The 23,389-nt window shown below is 72.7% G+C and carries 15 protein-coding genes; 6 read left to right on the plus strand and 9 right to left on the minus strand.

Annotated elements, in window-relative coordinates; translation table 11 throughout:
* Position 1: 1 nt before the first annotated feature.
* Both AB0I41_RS18145 and AB0I41_RS18150 read right to left on the minus strand, forming a co-directional pair.
* The gene (locus tag AB0I41_RS18145) at positions 2 to 1,207 is read right to left on the minus strand and encodes a substrate-binding domain-containing protein (protein WP_357108490.1); all 1,206 of its coding nucleotides are present in this window, start codon (positions 1,205 to 1,207) and stop codon (positions 2 to 4) included.
* Positions 1,208 to 1,883: 676 nt separating this feature from the next.
* Complete coding sequence (locus AB0I41_RS18150; protein ID WP_357108493.1) at positions 1,884 to 3,005, minus strand: glycerophosphodiester phosphodiesterase; 1,122 nt, start codon at positions 3,003 to 3,005, stop codon at positions 1,884 to 1,886.
* A 142-nt stretch (positions 3,006 to 3,147) separates the two neighbouring features.
* Here AB0I41_RS18150 and AB0I41_RS18155 point away from each other — a divergent pair, with 142 nt between their 5' ends.
* Together AB0I41_RS18155 and AB0I41_RS18160 are read left to right on the plus strand one after the other, a co-directional pair.
* A complete protein-coding gene (locus AB0I41_RS18155) occupies positions 3,148 to 4,482 on the plus strand; it encodes a potassium transporter TrkG (RefSeq protein WP_357108496.1) in 1,335 nt (444 codons plus the stop codon).
* 25 nt (positions 4,483 to 4,507) lie between these two features.
* The gene (locus AB0I41_RS18160) at positions 4,508 to 5,140 is read left to right on the plus strand and encodes a TrkA family potassium uptake protein (RefSeq protein ID WP_357108661.1); all 633 of its coding nucleotides are present in this window, start codon (positions 4,508 to 4,510) and stop codon (positions 5,138 to 5,140) included.
* A gap of 39 nt (positions 5,141 to 5,179) precedes the next feature.
* Here the strand turns inward: AB0I41_RS18160 and AB0I41_RS18165 are convergent, their stop codons facing one another.
* The 7 genes from AB0I41_RS18165 to AB0I41_RS18195 all read right to left on the minus strand — a co-directional run bounded on the left by AB0I41_RS18165 (position 5,180) and on the right by AB0I41_RS18195 (position 14,044).
* Positions 5,180 to 6,817, minus strand: a complete 1,638-nt coding sequence (locus AB0I41_RS18165; protein ID WP_357108499.1) for a serine/threonine-protein kinase — start codon at positions 6,815 to 6,817, stop codon at positions 5,180 to 5,182.
* Positions 6,818 to 6,888: 71 nt separating this feature from the next.
* Positions 6,889 to 8,442: a fused MFS/spermidine synthase gene (locus tag AB0I41_RS18170; protein WP_357108502.1), complete on the minus strand. Its 1,554-nt coding sequence runs from the start codon at positions 8,440 to 8,442 to the stop codon at positions 6,889 to 6,891.
* Between the two features lie 36 nt (positions 8,443 to 8,478).
* Positions 8,479 to 9,441, minus strand: coding sequence for a hypothetical protein (locus AB0I41_RS18175; protein ID WP_357108664.1), 963 nt, complete (start codon positions 9,439 to 9,441; stop codon positions 8,479 to 8,481).
* 371 nt (positions 9,442 to 9,812) lie between these two features.
* Complete coding sequence (locus tag AB0I41_RS18180) at positions 9,813 to 10,622, minus strand: inositol monophosphatase family protein (RefSeq protein WP_357108505.1); 810 nt, start codon at positions 10,620 to 10,622, stop codon at positions 9,813 to 9,815.
* Positions 10,615 to 11,067 carry a response regulator gene (locus tag AB0I41_RS18185; RefSeq protein ID WP_357108508.1) on the minus strand — a complete coding sequence of 151 codons (453 nt, stop codon included), beginning with the start codon at positions 11,065 to 11,067 and terminating at the stop codon, positions 10,615 to 10,617. Before AB0I41_RS18185 ends, AB0I41_RS18180 begins: the two co-directional genes overlap by 8 nt.
* Positions 11,067 to 12,830, minus strand: coding sequence for an ATP-binding protein (locus AB0I41_RS18190; protein WP_357108512.1), 1,764 nt, complete (start codon positions 12,828 to 12,830; stop codon positions 11,067 to 11,069). Before AB0I41_RS18190 ends, AB0I41_RS18185 begins: the two co-directional genes overlap by 1 nt.
* Positions 12,827 to 14,044 carry a fused response regulator/phosphatase gene (locus AB0I41_RS18195; RefSeq protein ID WP_357108515.1) on the minus strand — a complete coding sequence of 406 codons (1,218 nt, stop codon included), beginning with the start codon at positions 14,042 to 14,044 and terminating at the stop codon, positions 12,827 to 12,829. The genes AB0I41_RS18190 and AB0I41_RS18195 overlap by 4 nt, the downstream gene beginning before the upstream one ends.
* A gap of 269 nt (positions 14,045 to 14,313) precedes the next feature.
* Here AB0I41_RS18195 and AB0I41_RS18200 point away from each other — a divergent pair, with 269 nt between their 5' ends.
* From AB0I41_RS18200 to AB0I41_RS18215, 4 genes are all read left to right on the plus strand, one after another.
* Positions 14,314 to 16,704, plus strand: a complete 2,391-nt coding sequence (locus AB0I41_RS18200; protein ID WP_357108667.1) for a M28 family peptidase — start codon at positions 14,314 to 14,316, stop codon at positions 16,702 to 16,704.
* 118 nt (positions 16,705 to 16,822) lie between these two features.
* Positions 16,823 to 18,175, plus strand: a complete 1,353-nt coding sequence (locus AB0I41_RS18205; RefSeq protein ID WP_357108518.1) for an SWIM zinc finger family protein — start codon at positions 16,823 to 16,825, stop codon at positions 18,173 to 18,175.
* Entirely contained in the window at positions 18,168 to 20,858 is a 2,691-nt protein-coding gene (locus AB0I41_RS18210; RefSeq protein WP_357108521.1) for a DUF6493 family protein, read from the plus strand. The genes AB0I41_RS18205 and AB0I41_RS18210 overlap by 8 nt, the downstream gene beginning before the upstream one ends.
* Positions 20,859 to 21,567: 709 nt before the next feature.
* Positions 21,568 to 22,608, plus strand: a complete 1,041-nt coding sequence (locus AB0I41_RS18215) for a hypothetical protein (protein ID WP_357108524.1) — start codon at positions 21,568 to 21,570, stop codon at positions 22,606 to 22,608.
* The last annotated feature ends 781 nt before the right edge of the window (positions 22,609 to 23,389 follow it).

Genomic DNA, 23,389 nt, shown 5'->3' on the forward strand with positions numbered 1-23,389 from the left:
TTCAGCCCTTCATCTGGGTGACCGGCGGCGCGGTCTCGTCACCGGTCAGGCTCTTCTGGGCGGCGGCGGTGAACGCGGTGCCGCTGCCGGAGAGCTTGGCCTGGTACATCGGCTGGAGCAGGGCGTGGTCGGCGGCGCGGATGCTCATCGGCCCCTTCACCCCGTCGAACGTCCAGCCTTCGAGGGCCTTGATCATCTTGTCGACGTCGTCGCCGCCCTCCTGCGCGGCGCGGACGACCATCTGCGCGGCGGCGAAGCCGTCCGGGTGGAACAGGTCGATGGTCCCGCCGGGGATCTTCGCCTTGGCGGCCTTCGCGACCTCGTTGTCGCTGGCCCCGTCGAAGTAGTGCGCCAGGAAGGAGATCTTGCTGCCGGCCGCGCCGAAGGTCGGCCAGGACGCGCGAAGGTCCAGACCGGTCACTACCTGAGTGGACGAGAGGACGGCCTGCTGGTCGAGGGTCTGCCACATCGCCGGGGCGGTGGTGCCCGCCCAGGCGACGAAGAGCAGGTCCGCCTTCGCGGCCTTGATCTGGCTGGCGAACGGGGTGAACTCGGTGGCGCTCGCGGGAGCCCGGACGCTGCTGACGGTCGCGCCGGCGCCGCCGATCACCTTCTTGACGGCAGCCTCGTTGGCATCGCCGAACGCGCCCTCCTGCGCGAAGACGACGACCTTCTTGCCGGCCGCGTCGCCGATGAAGGACTTGGCAGTCACCACGTCCTGGTACGACTGCCGGCCCGAGCGGAAGGTGTACTTGTTGGCGCCGGTGATGGCGTCGGTGGCGGCCGGCCCGGAGATGAAGAGCACCTTGTTCTGGGCGGCAATCGGGGCGACCTGCAGCGCCACACCGGAGGAACTCGACCCACCGATAATCTTGTAGCCCTTGCCGATCAGGTCCTTGGCCGCGGAGACCGCCTTGGCCGGGTCACCGGCGTCGTCGACCTCGGTGAGCTCGATCTTGCGGTCACCGACCTTGCCGGTGCCCTTGGTGGCGTGGTCGAGACCGGCCTTGAACCCCTCGATGTACTGCTTGCCATAGCTGGCCAGGGGGCCGGACTGGGAGTAGACCAGGCCGACCTTGACCGGGGCGGTGCTGTCACCGCCGCCGGAGGCGGTGTCCTGCGGGCTGCCGCAGGCCGTGGCGGCGAGCGCCGCGGCCATCATCGTGGCGGCGGAGAGGAACGCCCGCCGGGTGTGCCGGACCGTCATCGCGACTCCAGGTGAGGACAGGAAGCATGTGTCGGCTCACGCTAGAAGTGACGTCACCCACGGGCTATGTGGCACCGACACACAAGTGATACGCACGGGGTGGCCGTCCGTAACAATCTCCGGCCGGGTCGGCCCGCAGCACCGGTCCACGATGGCCGTCGCCGCCACCCGCCGACTCGGCACTGTGTCGCCCCCCGCCATCGCCGCCTACGTGGCCGAGCGCCCAGCACAGTAGGGGTTCCGCCCCTTTCGAGCTGATGTCATATCCGACTCAGCGGTCGGGTCCCGTGGGCCATCCAGCAAGATCGCGCTCGATCCTGGAAGTAGTGGCCTCGGCAGCCGAGCAACAGCACTATTTCCAGGATCGAGGGCGATCTCCATCCCCGTCCCACCGCCGCCCGACACGCTGATTCGTTCACGTCACCAGCTCTAAAGCGCCGCATGACACCACCCACACCCAGCGGCAACTGCGGCCCGACCCGGCACCAGGCACCCGGCGCCCGGCGCGGCCCGGCTCCGCCCCGGTCCGGGCCGAGCCGGGCGGGGTGATCGACTCCGCTACGCCGAAACGGGGGTGTCCGGATCGACCGGACACCCCCGTTTCGCGTACTCGGTGTGGATCATCGACCACCGCGAGCCGGGGCGCCGCGCGCGGCGGCGCGGTGGCCTGGGGCGGTCATCGCTCGGCGAGGCCGGTGCGGGCGGCCACGGCGGTGTCGGGCTGGTCGGCGAAGACGCCGTCCAGGCCGAGGCCGAGGAAGAACTCGTACTCGGACGTGATGTCGCCACGGGCGTTCGGGTCGGCACCGATCCGGAAGTCGGCCGGGAGGAACTGGTTCTCGGCGCGGAAGGTCCAGGCGTGCACGACCAGCTTCTCCCGGTGCGCGTCCCGGATCACCGTGGTCGGGGCGAGCAGCTTGCCGGCCGGGTCCCGGGGCACGATCAGGTTCTTGTGCAGGCCCACCCCGTCGGCGTACTTCGCGACCCAGGCCAGGCCCGCCGGGGTGGTCAGGTCGGCGTAGGTGCGGGTGTCACCGGCGGCGGTGAAGTCGTACGGGCGGCCGGCGGCGTCCATGAGCTGCACCAGCGGCACGTCGATCATCGTGTCCAGCTTGCGCAGGTTCGCCGTCTCGAAGCTCTGGATGAAGACCGGGTCGTTGCGGTGGGTCAGCTTGTTGGCCGCCAGCACCGCGACCAGCGGCTCCTCCAGCGCCAGCCCAATCGAGGCGAAGTAGCTGGAGTGCTTGGTCTCCGGGTAGACGCCGATGGTCCGGCCACGGTTCCGGCTCTCCGTACGGGCCAGGTCGATGACCTCCTGGAACGTCGGCACCTCGAACTTCCCGTCGAACGCCGTGTTGGCCACCCGGACCTGCGGCAGCCGCTCCTTGGCCCGCAGGGTCTTCAGCTCGGCGAGGGTCAGGTCCTCGGTGAACCAGCCGGTGACGGCGACCCCGTCGATGGTCTTGGTGGCCTTGCGTCCGGCGAACTCCGGCCGGGTCGACACGTCGGTCGTACCCGAGATCTCGTTCTCGTGGCGGGCGACCAGCACGCCGTCCTTCGTCGAGACCAGGTCCGGCTCGATGTAGTCGGCGCCCATCCGGATCGCCAGCCGGTAGGCCTCCAGGGTGTGCTCCGGCCGGTAGCCGCTCGCGCCGCGGTGGGCGATCACGATGGGTCGGTGGCTGGCCCGGTCCGCGCGGTCCGCGTCGTCCTCGCCGGCGGACGCCGCGGCGGGCACGGCCACCGCCACCGCGAGCAGCGCGCCGGCCAGGCCGAGAGCGGAAAGGGTACGTCGCAACGCCGTCTCCTGTCGTCGATGGGTCGCGCCCAGCAGACCGGCCGCGGCTGACCAGCAGTTGGTCGGCGGCTGACCGGTGGGTAAACCCTCCGGGATATGCGATTCACCGACCGGGCGATGCCGGGAAACGGAAGATTGTCTGGTGCGCCGGTTCCTCCGTCACCCCGTCCGGCTGGTGCCGTTCGGCTTCCTGGTGGCGATCGCGATCGGCACCGGTGTGCTGATGCTGCCCTGGGCGACCAGCGAGCACCGCTACACCCCGCTGATCACCGCGCTGTTCACCGCCACCTCCGCGGTGTCGGTCACCGGCATGGCGGTCAACGACACCCCGCACTACTGGAACGACTTCGGGCTGGCGATGATCACCGTGCTCACCCAGCTCGGCGGCCTCGGCATCCTCACCGGCGCGGCCCTGGTCACCCTCGCGGTGTCCCGGCAGCTCGGGCTGCGCAACCGGCTGCTGGTCCAGGCCGAGACCGCCGAGTACGGCGCCGGCGACGTTCGCTGGCTACTGGCGCGCATCGCCACCACGGTGGTCGTCACCGAGGCGCTGATGATCCTGGTCATCAGCGGGCGGCTCTGGCTGGCCTACGGCTACCCGCCCGGCCGGGCGCTCTGGTCCGGCACCTTCCACTCCGTCCAGGCCTTCAACAACGGTGGCTTCACCCTCTACTCCGACGGTCTGCTCGCCTTCTCCCGGGACCCGTGGGTGACGTTGCCACTGGCGTTCGGCGCGATCATCGGCGGCCTCGGCTTCCCGGCCCTCTTCGAGGCGGTACGGCACTGGCGCCGCCCGGAGCGCTGGGCGGTCGCCACCAAGTTGACCATCTGGGGCAGCGTGGTGCTGCTGTCCGGCGGCTTCGCCGCCCTGCTGGTCGCCGAGTGGACGAACCCCCGCACCATCGGCACGTACGACGTGCCCGGCAAGGTGCTCGCCACGTTCACGCAGATCGCGCTCAGCCGCACCGGCGGCTTCAACGTGATCAACACCGAGTCGTTGACCGAGGAGAGCTATCCCCTGCTCACCGCGCTGATGTTCATCGGCGGCGGCAGCGCCAGCACCGCCGGCGGGATCAAGGTCTCCACCTTCTTCCTGCTCGCCTTCGTCATCTGGACGGAGCTGCGCGGCGAGCCGGACGTCACCGTCGGCCGCCGTCGGGTCGCCGAGGCCAGCCAGCGCCAGGCGCTCACCGTGGCGCTGCTCAGCGTCGCGCTGGTGGTCGTCGGCACGGTCGGGCTGATCGTGATCACCGAGGGGGTGCGGTTCAGGGATTCACTCTTCGAGGTGACCTCGGCCTTCAGCACCACCGGCCTCTCGGTGGGACTCGCCCCACGGCTGCCCGAGCCCGGCCAGTACGTGCTGACCATCCTGATGTACATCGGTCGGGTCGGGCCACTCGCCCTCGGCTCGGCGCTCGCGTTGAACACCCGACATCGGCTGTACCGCTACCCGAAGGAGCAACCCATTGTCGGCTAGAGACGCGAGCGAAGGGGACGTCGCGGTGATCGGGCTGGGCCGGTTCGGCTGGCACCTGGCCGAGGCGCTGACCCGGCTCGACCATCAGGTGCTCGCCATCGACCGGGACCCGGACCAGGTCCAGCGCTGGGCGCCGTACCTGGACCGGGTGGTGCAGGCGGACGGGACCGAGGAGGCGGCGCTGCGCCAACTGGGCGTGGACGGCTTCCGCCGGGTGGTGGTCGCGATCGGCGCCTCGGTGGAGGCGAGCATCCTCACCGTGCTGGCGCTGACCGAGGTCGGCGTGCCGCAGATCTGGGCCCGAGCCACCTCGAACAAGCACGCCAAGATCCTGGACTCGGTCGGCGCCCACCACGTGATCTTCCCCGAGGCGGAGACCGGGGAACGGGTGGCACATCTGATCGTCAGCCGGATGCTCGACTTCATCGAGTTCGGCGACGACTTCGCCATCGCCAAGGTGCCGGTGCCGCCGTCCCTGGTCGGCCGGTCGCTGCGCGAGCTGACCGTGCCCGAGCGCTACGGCGTGATGGTGGTCGGCGCGAAGCTCCCCGGGGAACGCTTCCGGTACGCCACCCCGGACACCGTGCTCGGCGCGCAGAGCGTGCTGATCGTCGAGGGCACGATCGCCCAGGTGCAGTCGTTCGCCGCCCTCGGCTGACCGGTCACCTGCCCTTGCCCCGACCTCCCCTCGCCGCCGCTACTTCCCGCCTTTTCCCTTGCCCTCACCCGACCCCTTGCCCTTGCCGGAGCTGCCGGACTTCGCCTTCGGCGAGTCGGATCCACCACCGCCCGAGGATTTCGCCGTGGTCTTCGCCGGCGCCTTCTTCGGCGGGGCCTTCGCGGCCGGCGCCTTCGTGGCCGGGGCGGTACCCGGCATCGCCCCGGCCACCCCGGAGACCCGTACGCCGCAGGCGTCCTCGCCGACCTTGAACGTCAGCGGCAGCGGGTTGCCGCCGGTGTACCGGCCGGACAGGGCGATCTTCTCGGACGCCCCCGGCACCAGCGACTCGCGACCCGCGGCCGGGGTCACCCGCACCGTCCGTCCCTCCTGCCGCACCGTCGGGCCGGCGGTGGTGACGGTCTGCTGGCCGGGGAAGGCGAAGCTCATCGTCCAGCCCCGCAGCTCCCGGGCGCCGGTGTTGGTGAGGGTGAGCTGGGCAACGAATTCCTTGCCGGAGTCGCTGCGCAACGCGTACTCGACCTCGCAGGGGCTCACCTTCTCCAGCCCCATCCGGGCCTCGGTGGGCTGGTCGACGCCACCGCTGGCCGGGGTCTTGGAGGTCACCCCCCACATCGCCGCGGTGACCGCGACCAGGCCGGCGGCGGCCACCCCGGCCTCCACCCGGCGCCGCCGGGCCGCCACCCGCCGGGTGCGGGTCCGGCCGGAGAAGGGCAGCGCGTCGGTGTCGGTCGACCAGGGCAGGATCGTGGTGCCGGCGCTGGTCAGCAGCGCCGGGTCGAACGCGCCGGGCGCCGGGGAGACCGGCACGGCCGCGATCATCCCGGCCGCCTCGGCCAGGGTACGGGCCAGCTCGGGGGTGGCCGGCCGGTCCTCCGGGCGCTTGGCGAGGCAGCGGTGCGTCAGCTCGGCCACCTCGTCGGGCAGCCCCGGCACCTCCGGCATCGGCTCCGGGTCGCGGTACATGTGCGCCCGCAGCATCTCCGTGGTGGTGCTGGCCTGCCAGGGCAGCCGGCCGGTCAGCATCCGGTAGAGCAGCAGCCCGACGGCGTACCCGTCGGTGGCCGGGGAGACCTGGCCGTTGTCCAGCCGCTCCGGCGCCAGGTAGGCGGGGGTGCCGAGCAGGGTGCCGTCCGGGCCCTTCTCGCTCTCCCCGACCAGCGCGGAGATGCCGAAGTCGACGACCTTCACCCCGGTCGGGGTCAGCATGACGTTGCCGGGGGTGACGTCCCGGTGGACCACGCCGCGGGCGTGCGCGGTGGCCAGCGCCGAGGTGACCTCGGCGGCGATGGTCACCGCCTCGCGCCAGGCCAGCTTCCCGTCCCGGCCGAGCCGGGTGGTCAACGGCGCGCCGTCGACCAGCTCCATCACGACGTACGGCACGGTCAGCCCGACCTGCTCGGACTCGCCGTAGTCGTACACGTTGGTGATGTTGGGATGGCAGAGCCGGGCGGCGGCCTGGGCCTCGATCCGGATCCGGTGCCGGAACGCCTTGTCGCTGGCGAGCCGGGAGGCGAGCATTTTCACCGCGACCTGCCGGCCGAGCACCTCGTCGTAACCCCGCCACACCACGGACATGCCACCCGCGCCGAGCTGCTCGATCAACCGGTACCGCTCACCCAGCAGCTGCGCGCCGTTCCGGATTCCTCCACCCATGGTCGGACGTGTTGCCCCGGACCGACCCGGCTACACCTGGCTGGTCGAAATCGGTCGGCAAAGTCACCCGTTCAGGCGGTTGCGAGCAGTTGGTCCACCGGGGCGTAGTCGTCGGTGAGGACCAGCGCGTCGTCGACGAACGCGGCCAGTTCAGCGCCGGCGAGCAGGTCCGGCACCGCGTCGAGGCGACCCAGCCGCTGGGTGAGCGCGTCCAACGGCAGCGGCGCGTCCGAGGCGACGATGAGGAAGTTGGAGCCCTGCCGGCCGGCGATCGCGCCGGCCGGGGCGACCAGCGCGACGTGGCGGAACTCGGCGACGACCGTGGCGAGTTCGCTGCGGATGAAACGGTCCGGTGGGTAGTCGATGACGTTCTGCACGTACATCCCGCCGGGCCGGAGCACCCGGCGGACCTCGGCGGCCATCTCCCGGGTGGCCAGGTGCCAGGGCACCACCAGGTGGCCGAAGGCGTCCCCGACGACGAAGTCGCGGCTGTCGGTGGGCTCGCCGCCGACCAGCATCCGGGCGTCGCCCACCACCGCGCGCAGTCCCGGCCCCGGCCGGACGCCCAGCAGCCGCCGGTCCAGCTCGACCAGCTCACCGTCGATCTCGAACACCAGGTTGTCGGTGCCGGGGCGGGTGGCGCTCAGGTAGCGCGGCATGGTGAAGCCGCCGCCGCCGAGGTGCAGCGCGTCCAGCCGTCGCCCGGCCGGCGCGGCCACGTCCGCCGCCGCGCCGATCCACTGGGTGTACGCGTACTCCAGGTGGGTCGGGTCGGTCAGGTCCACGTACGAGTGCTGGGCGGAGTTCAGGTAGAGCACCCGCCCGCCCGCGCGGGACGGGTCGTCGGCCACCCGCGCGCAGTGGTACGCGGTCTCCACGTCGCACGGGTTCGGGGCGACCGCGCTGAGCCCGGCCCCGAGCAGCCCGAGCACCGCCAGCGTCGCCTTCGTCCGGGTCGCGCCGGGCAGCCCGGTGCCCTCCCGCCGGCGCAGGTGCAGCCCGAGCGCGAGGCCGGTGACCCCGAGCAGCACCGCCAGCGCGATCAGGATGACCGTGCTGGGCAGCGCCGCCACCAGCACGAAGCCGGTGCCCAGGGTGGCGGTGATGCCGCCCAGCGTGCCGATGCCGGAGAGCCGCCCGACCACCTGCCCGGTGCGGCGCAGGTCGGCCAGTTGGAGCTTCACCACCAGCGGGGTGACCGCCGCGAGCAGGGCTGCCGGGACGAAGACGGCGAGCGCGGTGAGCAGCAGGATGGCGCTGGCCGCGCCGCCGCGCAGCACCTCACCGGCGTACCGGACCACCGGCAGGGTGACCGCCGTGGCGATGCCGGCCAGCACCAGCGCGGGGGCCAGCAGGCCGCGCGGGTCCCGCCGGTCGGCCAGCCAGCCACCGGTCCACGCCCCGTACGCGATGGCGGCCAGCGCGATGCCGATCACCGAGCTGGTGACCTGGAGGGTCACCCCGACGTACGGGCCGACCAGGCGGAGCGAGACCGTCTCCAGCACCAGCACGGCGCCGCTGGAGAGGAAGACCAGGAACGCGGCGAGCCCGTTGGGCAGCGCGCGGGCGGTGGCCGGCGCGGCGGGCGCCGGGGAGACCGCGACGTCGGACGATGAACTGCTCACCGTCGCGATGCTACGCAGCGTTCCCGGCGTACCGGGTCAGTACATCGAAAGATGAACATGGTTTGTGTGGTCGGCGGCCGGGCTGCCACCCCCGCTGTACGACCGCCAGCCGGTGTTCGGCATCCAGATCTGCCGGTACCAGATCACGTACATCACGCCGAGCCGGCTGGCGTTGTTCTTGAGGTAGGCGGCCAGGCTGTCGCCGTACGCCTTGTCCCCGCCGGTGGCCGAGACGTCCTCGAAGCCGTTGGTGGCGGCGGAGAAGTCGCAGGCCCGCCCCTTGGGGTGCTCGCCGCCACCGCCGCTGCGGAAGCAGGAGACGTGCCGCTTGTAGCCGGCGGCCTGGGCCTGCTTGAGGGCGTGCAGGGTGCGCGGGGTGATGCAGCCGTCGGTGGTCGGGTCGCTGACCGAGCAGGACTCCGACGGCCAGGACCCGTCCGAGTTGCGCGGCGCCGGGCTGGCCGAGCGCGAGCCGCCGCTGAAGCCGGAGCTCGCGCCGGAGCTGACCGAGGCGAGTGCCCGCTCGGCGTCGCGCTTGCGCTTGGCCAGCGCGGCGAGCTGCTTCTGCTGCTCGCGCACCTCGTTGTCGATGGCCGCCTTGGCCTGCGCGGCGGCCTGCTTGGCCTCGGTGAGCTCGCGCAGCCGCTTGGCGTCCCGCTGGCCCATCACGTCCAGCTCGGCGGCGCGTTGCAGGAACACCTCCGGGCTGGCGCTGTTGAGCAGCGCCGAGGCCGTGCTGAGCCGACCCAGCCGGTACGACTGCGCGGCGACCTCGCCGACCTGGGCGTTCAGCCCGACCAGCCGCCCCTCGACCGTCTTCAGCTCACCGGTCAGGGCGACCTGGCGGCGCTTTGAGTTGTCCAGCTTGGCCTTGGCCTCGATGTGGCCCTTGGCGGCGGCCTCCAACGCCTCGCGGAGCTTCTTGGTGCCCCCCTCGTTGGGCTCGGCGGCGGCCGGCGCGACGCCGGAGCCGAGCAGCAGCGCCACGACGGCGAGCAGCACGATCAGCGGCCGGCGGGCGCGCGGCCGGGTGAGGCTGGTCCTCGGCACGACAGTGTCCTTCCCTCGGCCGCCGGTCACCGGTGGACGGCGGCGCGGCGGCGGCCCCGCCGGCCCCGGGTGACGGGCCTGCGGGCGGCGACCGCCGGACACGATACCGGACCCAGGCCGGCTGACCAGGCCCGCGACCACCGGAGGCATAGATCGTCGACAGAGCGTGCCGGCGTCGTCGCGCAGCGCCTCGACAGTCGACCGATCCCGCGGACCGGCGGGCCGGGACGGATGATCCACTCCGGTTGCGGCAGGTCGCGGCATCCACTCGCGCCGGCCCCGCCAGCGCCGCGAACGGCGGGCTGCCCGGCGGGCGCGGCTCAGCCGCCGAGCAGGGCGTCGCGGACCTCGTGCCAGGTCCGCTCGTCGGCGGCGACCAGCAGCCCCTTGTCCTCGTCGGCCGGGTGGTACTCGGTGCCGTCGAAGCGGCGGGCCACCCCGCCGGCCTCGCGCACCAGCAGCACCCCCGGGGCGTGGTCCCAGGGCAGGGTCCGCCAGAAGAGCACGAACTGCTGGTCGCCGGTGAGCAGGTCGAGGTACTCCCGGCCGGCGCAGTGCTGGCCGGGCAGCAGTTCGCCGATCCGTTCCCCGCCCGCCTCGGCGGCCCGCCGGGTCTCCGGCGGCAGGAACCAGGTCATCGCGGTGCCGCGCAGCGCGCCGAGCGGCGGCACGCCGTCGGCGGTGCGCACCGGCCGGCCGTCGAGCAGGGTGCCCTCCCCGGCGACGGCCACCGCCAGCGTCTCCGCCAGCGGGTCGAGCACCCAGGCGGCCGCCGGCTCGCCGTCGGTGAGCAGCGCGACCATCAACGCGAACGGGTGCCGACCGGCGGCGAAGTTGCCGGTGCCGTCGACCGGGTCGACCAGCCAGAGGTCGCCGTCGCCGCGCAGGTGGCGCAGCAGCGACGGGTCGTCGGCGACGGCCTCCTCACCGACCACCACCGAGCCGGGCCGCAGCCGGCGCAGCGCGTCGGAGATCTTCTCCTCCGCCCGCCGGTCGGCCACCGTGACCAGGTCACCGGGGGCCTTCTCGGTGACGTCGGCGTCGTCCAACCGGCGGAACAGCGGCAGTACGACCTGCTCCGCGGTCTCCCGCAGCAGGTCGCCGACGTCGTCCCGCAGCCGGTCAGCCACGCGGCGGGAGCTTGACCACGCTGACGAAGAACTCGTCGATCTGCCGGACCACCGAGATGAAGCGCTCGAAGTCGACCGGCTTGGTCACGTAGGCGTTGGCGTGCAGCTGGTAGCTGCGCAGGATGTCCTCGTCGGCCTGTGAGGTGGTGAGCACCACGACCGGGATGCGGCGGAGCTGCTCGTCCTTCTTGATCTCCTCCAGCACCTCCCGGCCGTCCCGGCGGGGCAGGTTCAGGTCGAGCAGGATCAGGTCCGGCGTCACGGCGTCGGCGTACTGGCCCTCGCGGCGCAGGTAGGCCAACGCCTCGGCGCCGTCGGAGACGACGGTGAGCCGGTTGCGCAGCTTGTGCTCCTCGAACGCCTCCTGGGTCATCAGGACGTCACCCGGGTCGTCCTCGACCAGCAGGACCTCGATCGGGCTCTTGCCGTCCGCCGGCGCGGTCATCACACCGTCTCCTTCATGCCACCCGTTGTACCGTGCTCCGGCGCCGCTCCGGGCGCATCTCCGCCCGCCGGCCCGTCCGGCTGCCGACCCACCGGCGGCGCGGCGGTCTCCGGCCCACCCGCGTCGGCCACCGTGGTCGCGGCGTCCCCGGTCGGCTCGGCGTCGGCCGGCTCCTCGCCGGTGGCCGCCTCGGCGTCCGCCCGGGCCGCCTCGACGTCCTCGGGCAACGCCGGCAGGATGAAGTGGATCGCGGTGCCCTCGTCGGTGGCGGTGTCCACCCAGACCCGGCCACCGTGGTACTCGGCGATCTTCTTGACGATCGCCAGGCCGATCCCGGTGCCCGGGTACGCGTCCTTGGCGTGCAGCCGCTGGAAGATCACGAAGATCTTGTCGGCGAACTCCGGCTCGATCCCGATGCCGTTGTCCTTACAGGTGATCTCCCACTCGTCGTCGACCAACCGGGCCGAGACGTGCACCTTCGGCGTGACGTCCGGGCGGCGGAACTTGATCGAGTTGCTGACGAGGTTGGCCAGCAGGTTGGTCAGCAGCGGTTCCTCGCCGCGGATCACCGGCATGTCGTCCCAGGTCAGCTCGGCGTCGGCGTACTGGCGGGCGGCCTCGGTCTGCCCGGCCACGTCGCCCATCACCTTGTTGAGGTCGACCTCGCTGAAGCCGGTGGTGAGCCGGCCGATCCGGGAGAAGGCCAGCAGGTCGTTGATCAGGCGCTGCATCCGCTGCGCGCCGTCGACGGCGAAGGCGATGTACTGGTCGGCGCGCTCGTCGAGCTGCCCGGCGTAGCGGCGCTGGAGCAGCTGGCAGAAGCTCGCCACCTTGCGCAGCGGCTCCTGGAGGTCGTGCGAGGCCACGTACGCGAACTGCTCCAGGTCGCGGTTGGAGCGGGTCAGTTCCTCGGCCTGCTTCTGCAGCTGGCTGTTGACCCACTCGATGCTCTCGCGCGCCTCGCGCACCTCGGCGAGTTCCCTGGCGATCTTCTGCCGCATCGCGTCCACGTTGTCGGCGAGCCGCTGGAACTCCGGCGGGCCGGAACCGGCGATGTGGTGCTGGTAGTCGCCCTCGGCGACCTCCCGCACCTGCTCCGCCAGCCCGGTGAGCGGCCTGATCACCATCCGGTCCACGGAGAGCAGCAGCACCGAGCCGGCCATCGCCACCACCACCGCCGCGCCGATCAGCAGGACCACCAGGAGGTTGCTCGACTCGTAGACCTTGTCGGCGCTGCGCTGCCGCTCGGCGAGGATCACGGTCTGGAGATCGCCGGCCGAGGTGCGGATCTCGTCGAACTGCTGCCGCGCCTGGTCGGTGATGAGCGCCTGGCCGGCCGCCGTGCCGTCCCGCTCGGTCGTGGTGATCACCGGCTGGGCGACGGCAATCCGCCAGTCGGCCGCCTGCTGCTCCACGACCCGCAGCGCCCGCTGGATCTCCGGATAGTCACCGATCAGCTCGTTCATCCTGCCGACGGTGTCCCGCTCCTGCTGGACGCCGCTCTCGTACGGGGCCAGGTCGGCGCGGTCGGCGCTGACCGCGTACCCCCGGACGGCGGTCTCCTGGTCGAGCAGGGCGTTGAGCAGTTCCTGGCCCTGCACCCCCAGCGGACCGGTCTTCACCAGCACCGCGTCCATGTCCTGCCGGGTCTTCGCGGCGAGCGCGGCCTCGGCCGCGGCGAGCCCGAGCAGCAGGGCCACGACCACGGTGAGCAGCACGCTCACCCGCCGGCGCAGGGTCCAGCCCTGGCGGTACGAGCTCACCGGCCACCGCCCCGGGTGACCAGCAGCATGGCGACGTCGTCGGCGAGCGGCCCACCGTTGAGCTGCTCGGCCCGGCCGACCAGCCAGGCCGGCAGCTCGGCCAGCGGCACCGTCTGGCTGGCCGGTTCCTCCAGCAGACCGACCAGCCCCGGCACGTCCAACCGGTCGTCGCCGTCGCCCACCCGTCCCTCGATCAGGCCGTCGGTGTACATCAGCAGGGACCAGTCATCGGCGTCGAAGTCCAGGTCGAACGCCACGGGCGGGCGGGGTCGTACGCCGAGGAGCAGGCCACCGGGGGCCGGGACCGGCGCGACCTTGCCCCCGGAGAGCAGCAGCGGCGGCGGGTGCCCGGCCAGCCGGACGGTGGCCCGGTTGTCGTGCAGGTCCAGCCGGATCGTGGCGACGGTGGCGAAGATCTCCTGGAGCCGGCGCTCGCTCATCAGCACCTGCTCCAGGGCGGGCAGCACGTCGTCGTCGGCGACCCCGGCCAGGATCAGCGCCCGCCAGGCGACGCGCAACTCGACGCCGAGCGCGGCCTCGTCCACGCCGTGCCCGCAGACGTCGCCGACGATCAGGTCGACCCGGTCGGGCCGGGTCTGCACGACGTCGAAGAAGTCCCCGCCGATCAGGGCCGCGTGCCGGCCGGGGCGGTAGAAGGTGTGCACCGCCACCTCGTCGGTGCTCATCAGCGGCTGGGGCAGCAGGCCGCGTTCCAGGCGGGCGGACTCGGCCTGGCGCAGCTCCACCTCGCGCAGCCGCCGGGCGTTCTCGTCGGCCCGCTTGCGTTCCACCGCGTAGCGCAGCGCCCGGGTCAGCAGCACCCCGTCGACCTGGCCCTTGACCAGGTAGTCCTGGGCGCCCTCGGCGACCGCGACGATGCCCAGGTGCTCGTCGGAGCGGCCGGTCAGCACGCAGACCGCCGCGCCGCTGGACATCTCCAGCACCTTGCGCAGCCCGTCCAGGCCCTGCGCGTCGGGCAGCCCGAGGTCGAGCAGCACGCAGTCGACGCCGGCCACCCGCTGCCGCGCCTCGCTGAGGCTGGTGGCGACCAGCAGGTCGATCATGGAGTTGGTCTCGGCGAGCAGCTCGCCGACCAGGAAGGCGTCACCCTCGTCGTCCTCGACCAACAGGACCCGCAACCGCTCGCCGGGGGGCAGGTTGGCGTTCGGCCCGAGGCCTCCCCGCGGGTACGGCGCCACGGAGGGACCGGCCATGCCGGGCTTCCGGTGCGGCCGGGTCACCGCCGCGAGACGCGGGAGTTCGCTGGTGATGTCGGGCTCCTTCCGAGTGCCCTGCTGATCCTGTATCAGACAACGGTCGCACACAACACGGCCGCGGCGGCACGGGCGTACCCGGGCAAGACCGTCACCCGGTGAGCGGTCGGGCGGGGCGGGCGGCGCGACTCGATCCCGGGGTGTCGCGGCTCACCCGGGTCGCGGTGCAGGATGGTCCCACCCTCCGCCCCATCCCCGAGGAGCCCGCCGTGGCCGCACCCGGAGTCCCCGCCGCCGACCGGGCGCTGGCCCGGCCGCGCCGCCGACCGGTCGCCGCCGTCGCCGCGCTGGTCGCGCTGCTCGCGGTCGGCGCCGCCACGCTGGTCGACCTGCGCACCCCGGCGCCCCGACCGGCGGACGCCCCGGCCGGCGAGTTCAGCGCCACCCGGGCGTACCGGACCGTGCAGACCGTCGCGGCCCGGCCGCACGTCGCCGGCAGCCCGGCCAACGACCAGGTACGCGAGCACCTGGTCGGCGTGCTGCGCGGCCTGGGGCTGGAGACCGAGGTGCAGGACACCGTCGCCGAGGAGGCGGGGCAGCTCAGCGGGGCCGCCGGCGGCGCGACCCTGGCCCGGGTGCGCAACGTGGTGGCCCGGCTGCCGGGGACCGCCTCCACCGGGCGGGTCTTCCTGGTGGCGCACTACGACTCGGTGCAGTCCGGGCCGGGCGGCAACGACGACGCCGCCGGCACCTCGACCGTCCTGGAGGTGGCGCGGGCGCTGACCAGCGGTCCCCGCCCGCGCAACGACATCGTCTTCGTGCTCACCGACGCCGAGGAAGCGTGCCTGTGCGGCGCGCAGGCGTTCGCGTCCAGCCACCGGCTGGCCGCAGACGGCGGGGTGGTGCTCAACCTGGAGGCGCGGGGCGCCACCGGCCCGGTGATCATGTTCGAGACCTCGCGGGACAACGCGCGGCTGGTCGACGTCTTCGGCCGCGCCGCCCCGCACCCGGTGGGCACCTCGTTCGCGGTGGAGATCTACCGGGCGCTGCCCAACGACACCGACTTCACCGCCTTCCTGGACGCCGACTTCGTCGGGTTGAACTCGGCGTACATCGACGGGGGCGCGATCTACCACACCCCGCTGGACATCCCGGCGGCGATGGACCGGGGCAGCCTCCAGCAGCACGGGGACAACGCGCTCGGGCTGGCCCGGGAGTTCGGCCGTACCGACCTGACGGCCCTGCGCGCCGACCACGACGCCACCTACTTCCCGGTCCCCGGCGGGCTGGTCCGCTATCCCGGCTGGCTGACCTGGCCGCTGGCCGCGCTGGCGGTGGTGGCGGTACTGGCGCTGGCCTGGTCGTCCCGGCGGCGGGGACGGGTCACCACCGGCCGCCTCGCCGCCGGCTTCGGGCTGGCGCTGGCGCCGATCGTGATCGCGCCGCTCGCCGCCCAACTGCTCTGGACCGGGATCACCACGCTGCGCCCCGGCTACGCCGAACTGCTCGACCCGTACCGGCCGACCTGGTACCGGCTCGCCGTGGTGGCGCTCGCCGCCGCGACACTCACCGCCTGGTACGCGCTGACCCGCCGGTGGGCCGGTCCCGCCGCGCTGGCCATCGGCGGGCTGGGCTGGCTGGCCCTGCTCGGGGTGCTGCTGGCCGCGCTGGTGCCCGGCGGGGCGTACCTGGCGACCCTGCCGGCCCTGGCCGGCGCGGTGGCCGGCCTGATCGCCCTGCTCACCCGGGTCGACGGCCCGTGGCCGGTGCTGGCGGTGACCCTGGCCGGCGCGGTCGCCGTGGTGATCCTGCTGCCGACGGTGGTGCTGCTCTTCCCGGCGCTCGGCATGGCGATGGGCGGCGCCGCCGCGCTCTTCGCGGTGCTGCTCGGCCTGGCGGCGCTGCCCGTGCTGGACCTGCTGCACCCGGCCGCCGGCGGCCAGCGCGGGATGGTCGCCCTGCGCGCCCGCCGGCTGGGCGCGCTGCCGGCCGTCGCCGCCGGGCTCGCGGCGGTGGTGCTCGCCGGGGTCGGGCTGCGCGTGGACCGCTTCGACGCCGCGCACCCGGTGCCCACCCACCTGATGTACGTCCTCGACGCCGGCACCGGCGAGGCCCGCTGGCTCAGCCACGAGGAGGACCCGCAGCCCTGGACCGACAGGTACGTGGACGGGGTCGCCGACGTGTCCGACGACTTTCCCGGGCTCGGTGACGCCGAACTGCGCGCCGGCCCCGCCCCGACGGCGGACCTGCCGGCGCCGAAGCTGGACGTCCTCTCCGACACCACCGTCGGTCAGCAGCGCACCCTGCGGCTACGCCTGGTGCCGCAGCGGTCGGTCCGGCTGGCCTCGCTGCACGTGGAGTCCGCCGGTCTGGGCAGCGCCGGCGTCGAGGCGGCGACGGTGGCCGGGAAGCCGGTGGAGATCGAGGAGCGGCACCTGGACGATCGCTGGTGGGGCGTCGTGTTCCACGCGCCGCCGCCGGAGGGCGTGGAGATCACCCTCACCCTGGACCCGCGTGGCGGTCACGTGCTGCTGCGGGCGATGGACGCCAGCGACGGCCTGGACGGGCTGCCCGGCTTCCGGCCGCGCCCGGCGGGCGTCGGGGTGGTCGGCTCGCACAGCTCGGAGATGCTGGCGGTGGCCCGCACGTATCCGCTCTAGCCCCCTCGGCCGGTCGTCACTCCGACCTGCCCGACCGGCGCACAAGGGGCAGCGGACCGGAACGTCGCGTGGCACGATCCGCGGGACGTTGAGCGGTACTCCCGGAAGGACCAGCGATGTGAGCGCGACGGCGCAAGCCGTGGACACCCGGATCTACCGCCACGCCTCCGGACTCTTCGACGGCAATCTGACCCTCGCCGCGTCTGCGCCGGATCAGGTGGACGAACGGACCTTCTACGCCGGTTTCGTGCGTACCCCGCGGGTGGTCGCCGGCGGCCTGCTGGCGCTGGCGGACATCGCGGGCGCGGACTTCCGGCAGAACCGCAGCACCACGCGCGGCCGCGACCCGGTGGTCACCGGCGATGGTGAACGGCTGCGATTCGAGGCGCTGTCGACCTGCGGCGGCCTGTACGGGCGGCTGGACCTCACCGCCGCCGAGCTGAGCGATGCGGCGGTCGGACGCGGCACCACGAACGTGGACATCAACCCCCCGTTGTACGAGTCGCTGACCCGGGTCGGCGGTGCGGACCCGCTGCGGATGTCGGTGGGGGAGGACGAGCTCGCCGTGTCGACGCTCGACGGCAAGGTCGTCGAGAAGAGAGTGCCGCTGCCGGCCCGCTGGTTGCGCGGGCTGGCCGAGGTGGCGGTTCACACGCTGCCGATGGACCCGCGGCTGGAGATTCCTGCGGGACCCGCGGTGGCGCTGCTGGCCGAGGTGTCGGCGCGTTCCGGCCGGCAGGCCCGCTGGGTGGTCCCGGCAGGATCCGGGTGGCGGTCCACCACTCGGCCGGTTTCCGGCGCCGTCTGCGTGGCCGACGGGTTCCGGCTGGCGGTGCTACGCCCGCTGCTCCCGCTTGCTCAGGCCGTGACCCTCTACGCGCCACCGGTCAGCGGCGCGCCCGCCCAGGTGAGCGGCTGGGTGCTCGACTTCGGAACAGCCCGGTTCACGCTGCTGCTGTCCACCGCCGTGACCCATGGCTTCGCCGGCGACGGCCAGTTGCTGGCCGACCTCGGATCGGGGTCGGCCGACGCCGACGCCGACGCCGACGCACTGAACGCGCTGCTGACCATCGATCCCGTCATCGACCGCGCGTCGGTCGCCGCGCATACCGGCTGGGACGCCGCGCGGGCCGCGTCCGCCCTGGCGGCACTGGCGACCGCAGGCCAGGTCGGGTACGACGTCGCGGAGGCGTCGTCGTTCCACCGCCCGCTGCCATACCGAGCCGACCTTGTCGCCGCGCTTCACCCCCGGCTGGCCGCGGCCCGGCTCCTGAGTACCGCGGGAGGTGTGGTGCCGACCGCAGCGGGCTTCGCCGTCACCTCCGGTGAGTCGACGTACCTGGTGCACCGGCGCGGCGACGGCTACGCCTGCACCTGCGCCTGGTGGGCCGAGCACCAGGGCCGGCGTGGGCCGTGCAAGCACGTCGTGGCGGCCATCATCATCGGGCAGACGGGACAGCGGGGTGGATGACCTCTGGCGCGACGTGTGCGCGCGGATCGACGACGCCGACTTCGACGCGCTCGCCGAGGTGCTTGTCGGCCTGGACGCCAAGGAGCGGGCGGCGCTGCTGCCGGCGCTCGACGGACACACCCCGACGCACGCCCTGCCCGAGCCGGTCGTCCTGCCCCCGCCCGAGCCCGAACCCGACCCCGAGCTGCCCACCACGGGCAACTTCGCGTACGCGTTCTTCGCATCCGCCGACGACGGCCCGCCGCCCCGCGACCTCGAGGGCATCCGGGCGCACCTCGGCCGCCAACGCCTGCGCGAACGCGAACGCCGGTGGTCCAGGGACAAGTGGCACCTCGAGCGGGAAGCGGCCCACGCCGCCCGCAGCCTGAACGAGCTCCGGCAGGCCGCCCTCGCGATGGCCGTCGTAGCGTGCTCACCGACGACGGCAGACGTCGTCAAACGCCTGCACCGACCGTGGAGCGCGGGCCCGTCGCTGCGGGTGACGCCCGAGGTGGTGCCCGGTCTGCTCCGGGTGCGCGGCGTGGAATGGGGCGCTGCCCTGGCCCGTGGCATGGCGCGCCGCGCCGGATCACGCAGCCGGACCACCCCCTGGCAGTTCACCGAGGCGCTCATGCGGGCCGTGGGTGCCGGGCCACCGGAGGCGCCGGGCGCCGTCGCGCGGTACGTGGCGACGGGGCGCGGGCATTCGCTGGCCTCGTTCCTGGCCGCCGACCCGTGGTTCGACCACGTGTTGCCGTACCTCTTCGACGACGACCGGGTCGCTGCCGCGTCCGTTACCGGCGTGGCCGGCCGTGTCTGGCCACCGGCGCTGATCGAGTTGACGACCAGCGGGCGGGTCGACCGCGAGGTGGTCATCGCGGGGTGCCTGCGCCGCCTGCGCATCGGCGGGCGCAAGGGACTGCTGCAGCCGTACCTCGGCATGCTCAAGCAGCTGGCGCCGGGCACCGACGAGCTGACCGGGCACCGGCAGGAGCTTGCCGGCCTGCTGACGGCGCCGATGTCGACGGTCGCCGACTTCGCGTACACGTCACTGCGAGCGCTGCATCGGGCGTCCGCACTGGATCCGGCCACGCTGGTCGAGATCACCCAGAACATGCTGTCCCGCCAGGAGAAGAAGCTGGTCCGGGCACACCTCGCCTGGCTGGGCGCGCTACCTCTGGAGCACGTGCTGGACGGGTTGGTCGTCGGGCTGCACCATCCGGTGCCCGAGCTCGCCGAACGCACCGCCGACCTCGTCGAAGCGCGGCTGCCGACCTTGTCGGAAGCGTCTCGGGAGCGGTTGCGAGCCGCCGTACCCTCGCTCGACGGCGCCATCGCGCAACGGCTCGCCCCGCTGCTCGGTGCCGTGGCACCCGCCCCCGCCCCCATCCGCCCCCTTGTCGCGGAGCCGCCGGCCGAGATGCCGCCCCCGCTGGATCTCGGCGCCCTGGCCGGCGAGCTGTCCATCCTCCTGCGCAAGGGGAACGACGACCCGATTCGGCACGAGCTGGTGCTCGACGGGCTGCTCCGCGCGACGCGCAGCGACCGGAGCGCCGCCGCTCAGGTGCTGGAGCCGTTGATCCCGCAGTGGCCCGGGCTCTGGCCGACAGTGGTCGCCGCCGCGATCGGGCGCCACCAGCCGTACCAGGCGCCGCACCGCAGACCGGAACGGCACCCGATGACGCTCTTCGTGGAAGGCCGGGTCGCCGAACTCGCCGCGCGGCTGGTCAGTGACCCGCCGGTGGCGCTGCTGGCCACACCGGCCACGGTCACCGGGCACGTCGACCCCGCCCGTGTTCTCGGCCTCCTTCAGGAGGCCGAACGCGACGGCTGGCAACCCGGCAGAGCCGACCTGACGCAGGCCATCCTGCGCCTGCCTCGCGAGGTCGACGCCGCCGTCCGGACGGCCGCCACGCACCTGGCCTCGCCGGCGGGCCGCCGGTTCGCCGGCTGGCTGGCCGCCGGCGCCGAACCGCGAACCTGGGTCGAGGAGGTCGCCTACCAGCCGCACTTCTCGAGCCGGCGGATCGCGATGCTGGACCCGGCCGGCCTTCCCGCCGAGCTCGCCGATCCGCGCAGCGCCCCCGACCGGGCCAGGCCCACCTGGCAGGTCCCCGCCCTGGCGCTGTGGCCGACGATCGCGCCGTCGCACCGTGAGGCGATCGCCGCACACATCCAGCCGTTCCTCGTCTCCACTGTGGACCGCGGCAACCCCGGCAGCAGTTTCCTCACCGGCCTCGCGGCGGCCGACGGCCCGACCGGCCCGGCGATGTCCCTGACCATCGCGTACGCGCTCGCCAACCACCGGCAGCCCGTACGGCTGGCGGCCGGCGACGCGCTCATCGCACTCGCCGCCCGCCCGGACTGGGACAGCACCGGCGTCGGGGCTGAGGTCGGCGGCCTCGCCGCCAGGGACCGAATAGTGCTGCAGCGGACCGTCCAGCCGCTGGCCGAGGCGCTCAAGGCCGGCGCCCGCCACGCGGTCTGGCAGGTGGCGTCGGCGGCGCTGCGGGTCCTCCTGCCCGCCGGGCCGCACCCGGGTCTGGCCGATCTCGTCGACCTCGCCGCCGGCGCCGCTCCGGGCGGCGCTCGCTCGGCGGACCTGCCGGGCCTGGCCGCGCTGGCCGCCAAGCCCGGCCGCGGCCGCCTCACCGAGGCCGCCCGCCGGCTCGCCCGTGCGGTACCACTGCCGTCGATGAGCTAGGGCCAAGGCTCCCAGGGCAGAGGGCCATGTCGTCACTACTCCAGCCGTATTGATCTAGCGGAAGGACCTAGTAACCGGAATCGGGCGAGACGCCGCGCGACCTCGGCATGGAGCGGTCATCGATGGTCACTGGTGGCCACCGCGGTCCACCTCAGACGGCCTGGAGACGGCCTGATCTTGATGCCACGTCCGGGCGCTCCGACCCCCGCTGGGGGAGCCTGGTCGCCGTTGCCAGACAGTGTCAACAGACCGCATCAGGTGCGCTCACGCACGGCCGTCGTGCTGCTCGTTCCGCCCGTCATCGTCGCGTAGGGGGCTGCTTGTTGACTCGTTGCTGACTCCGCCTGGCTTGGACGTCTCGCTTACAAGCTCTGGGCGCTTCGTCCGGTGGGGTCCGTCCGCATCCGCAAGCTCGGGCAGCCGTCTACGTCCAGCCCGGCGGCGGCGGTTGCTCTCGTTCGGGCCTGTTGCTGCCACCGTTGCTGTCGATCGCCAGCCAGGAGTTCGGTCGCCCCCACAATCTGCCGATCAAGAAGGCACCTGCCGCGTTTTGGCCAATGCTTCAACCTCGGCAGCTTCTGCTGCCGGCTTTAGCTCGTTGTCCTGTCCTCCGCCTGCGGCCCTAGCCTGATCTGCGGCAAGCCGCTCGGCAGGCTGGTGCCCTGCGGCTGGTACTTCCCAGCGCGGCGGGCGAACGAGAAGATGCAACATGCAGAAAAACTGGCAGACCTTCGTGGGTGCGCTGTCGGGTGTCACTGGAGCGGTGATCTGGGCCCTGGCCACGGCGATCTATCAGCCGCTCATGCAGCCCGATGGCTTCTGGACCGACAGCAGCACCGGGCAGACGTTTCCGGAGGTAGGCAGTAACAACACCTACTGGCCTCGTGACATCCGCCAGTTGGCGATCTTGCTGGCCTTCGGCGGAGTGGTCCTGATCTGCCGCACGAACGTTCGCGGCGTCGTCGCCGGCGCGATCGCGATGATCGGCTGGCTCGGCGTGGACATATGGCTGGACCGCATCGACGTAGCCGGCGGCTCTACCGCAACCTGGCTCGCAGTCGGTGGTATCGCCATCTTCTCGACAACCGCCCTCGCCGCTGCCCGGGTTTCGGCGGGTCGAGGCGGAGCTCCTCTCGCCCGGCATCTGTCCGCTGCCGTCACCGCGGTACTCGCAGCTGCCACGATGGTGGTCACGACCCCCTGGGACGAGCCGGTCACGAACCCGGACCAAATCCAGGTTGAAAACGCGCTCTCGATGCTCAAAGCAGGATTGGCAGCGATGTTCATCGCTACCGCGATCGGGCTCGTCGCGGTTCAGCTCACCGCTGTCCGCACCCGGCGCGTGGCCGCCTTCGTTGTGGTGGCCGCGCTGGCCGCCTGGCTTGCCACCGCCAGCCACGGACCGCTTCTGCCTGTCGGCCTGATCGGCATGCCTGTCGCCGCAACGCTCGCCGTGGCCGCAGCCCGGGAGGTCCCCCTGATCCGGCTGCTCCCCGTCGCGGTCGCCTGCTGTGTGGCTCTGCTTCCGGCAATGATCATTCTCTACATCGCAGGATCGGCGGTCGGCAGCGCGATGACCTCCCTGGCCGACAATCCACCGATCAACGCAGCCGACACCGATCTCTCGATGGCCTTTACCGGCCTGGTCCTCGGGCTGCTACTTGCATCGATCAGCCACGTGATGACCCTGCCCGCACGCAAGCCGGACAGCCTAAGCAGCGATTCCGGCCCCGTGGTGAACCATGCTTGAAGCAGCACCGCGGAACTCGGGAGAGAAAGTCCTCTTCGCGCGTGGCAATGGTCTTCCTTCCAGACAGGGCAATTCTACTTTGGGGTCCCTGTCCCGAGAACCCATGGCACCTCAACGCCGGATTCTGCGAGCATGCGCGTGATGTCTCGACCCCGCCTCGCCCTCATCGCCGGCGCCCTGATGTTCGTCTCGGCTGCCGTGTTTGGATGCTGTGCTCCCGCGCTCCTGGAACCCCAACCGCCGTGGGGTGACCCGGTCGCCGACCGGGCAGAGTGGGACCGGATCCTGCCGTGGTTGCTCGCTGCGGGCGGCAGTTTCCTATTGATCGCGTTTCCGCTCCTGGCCTACGGGTTCGTTGGGTGGCGAAAGGAGCGGCGTGCCCGGGTCGCAGCGAGAGGTGGCTGTCGACAGCAACGGTGACAGCAACCAGCCGGGACGAGGACAGCCCCCCAGCGATCGAGCGCGGACTGTCGCCCGAGGTCGCGTCCGCGGACGGACCCGGGCGGACGAAGCGCCTAGACCTTACAAGCGAGGGGTCGCAGGTTCGAAACCTGCCGCGCCCACCCATCATCACGAGCGCCAGGGTCTACCCCGACCAGCCTCCGCCCGGCGGGAGTCGGAGCCCCGTCTCGGCCTGGTCGCCGTACAGCACGGAAGTACAGCAACCCACGGCACCGTCACAGCCCTCAGCCTGCGACCTGCGTATCGCGCCGTCAGCACCCGCTTCGCCGGCAATCCATAGGTTCAGGGCCGGGCACAGATCCGGCACAACCGAGCGCGA

This window comes from Micromonospora sp. NPDC050200, from assembly GCF_040656135.1.
Taxonomy (GTDB): Bacteria; Actinomycetota; Actinomycetes; order Mycobacteriales; family Micromonosporaceae; genus Micromonospora.

Bases quoted from the DNA above. Each gene is read 5' to 3' on its own strand.
- AB0I41_RS18145 (WP_357108490.1), bottom strand. From the start codon at position 1,207: ATGACGGTCCGGCACACCCGGCGGGCGTTCCTCTCCGCCGCCACGATG.
- AB0I41_RS18165 (WP_357108499.1), bottom strand. From the start codon at position 6,817: ATGGGTGGAGGAATCCGGAACGGCGCGCAGCTGCTGGGTGAGCGGTAC.
- AB0I41_RS18185 (WP_357108508.1), bottom strand. From the start codon at position 11,067: ATGACCGCGCCGGCGGACGGCAAGAGCCCGATCGAGGTCCTGCTGGTC.
- AB0I41_RS18195 (WP_357108515.1), bottom strand. From the start codon at position 14,044: ATGGCCGGTCCCTCCGTGGCGCCGTACCCGCGGGGAGGCCTCGGGCCG.
- AB0I41_RS18215 (WP_357108524.1), top strand. From the start codon at position 21,568: ATGCAGAAAAACTGGCAGACCTTCGTGGGTGCGCTGTCGGGTGTCACT.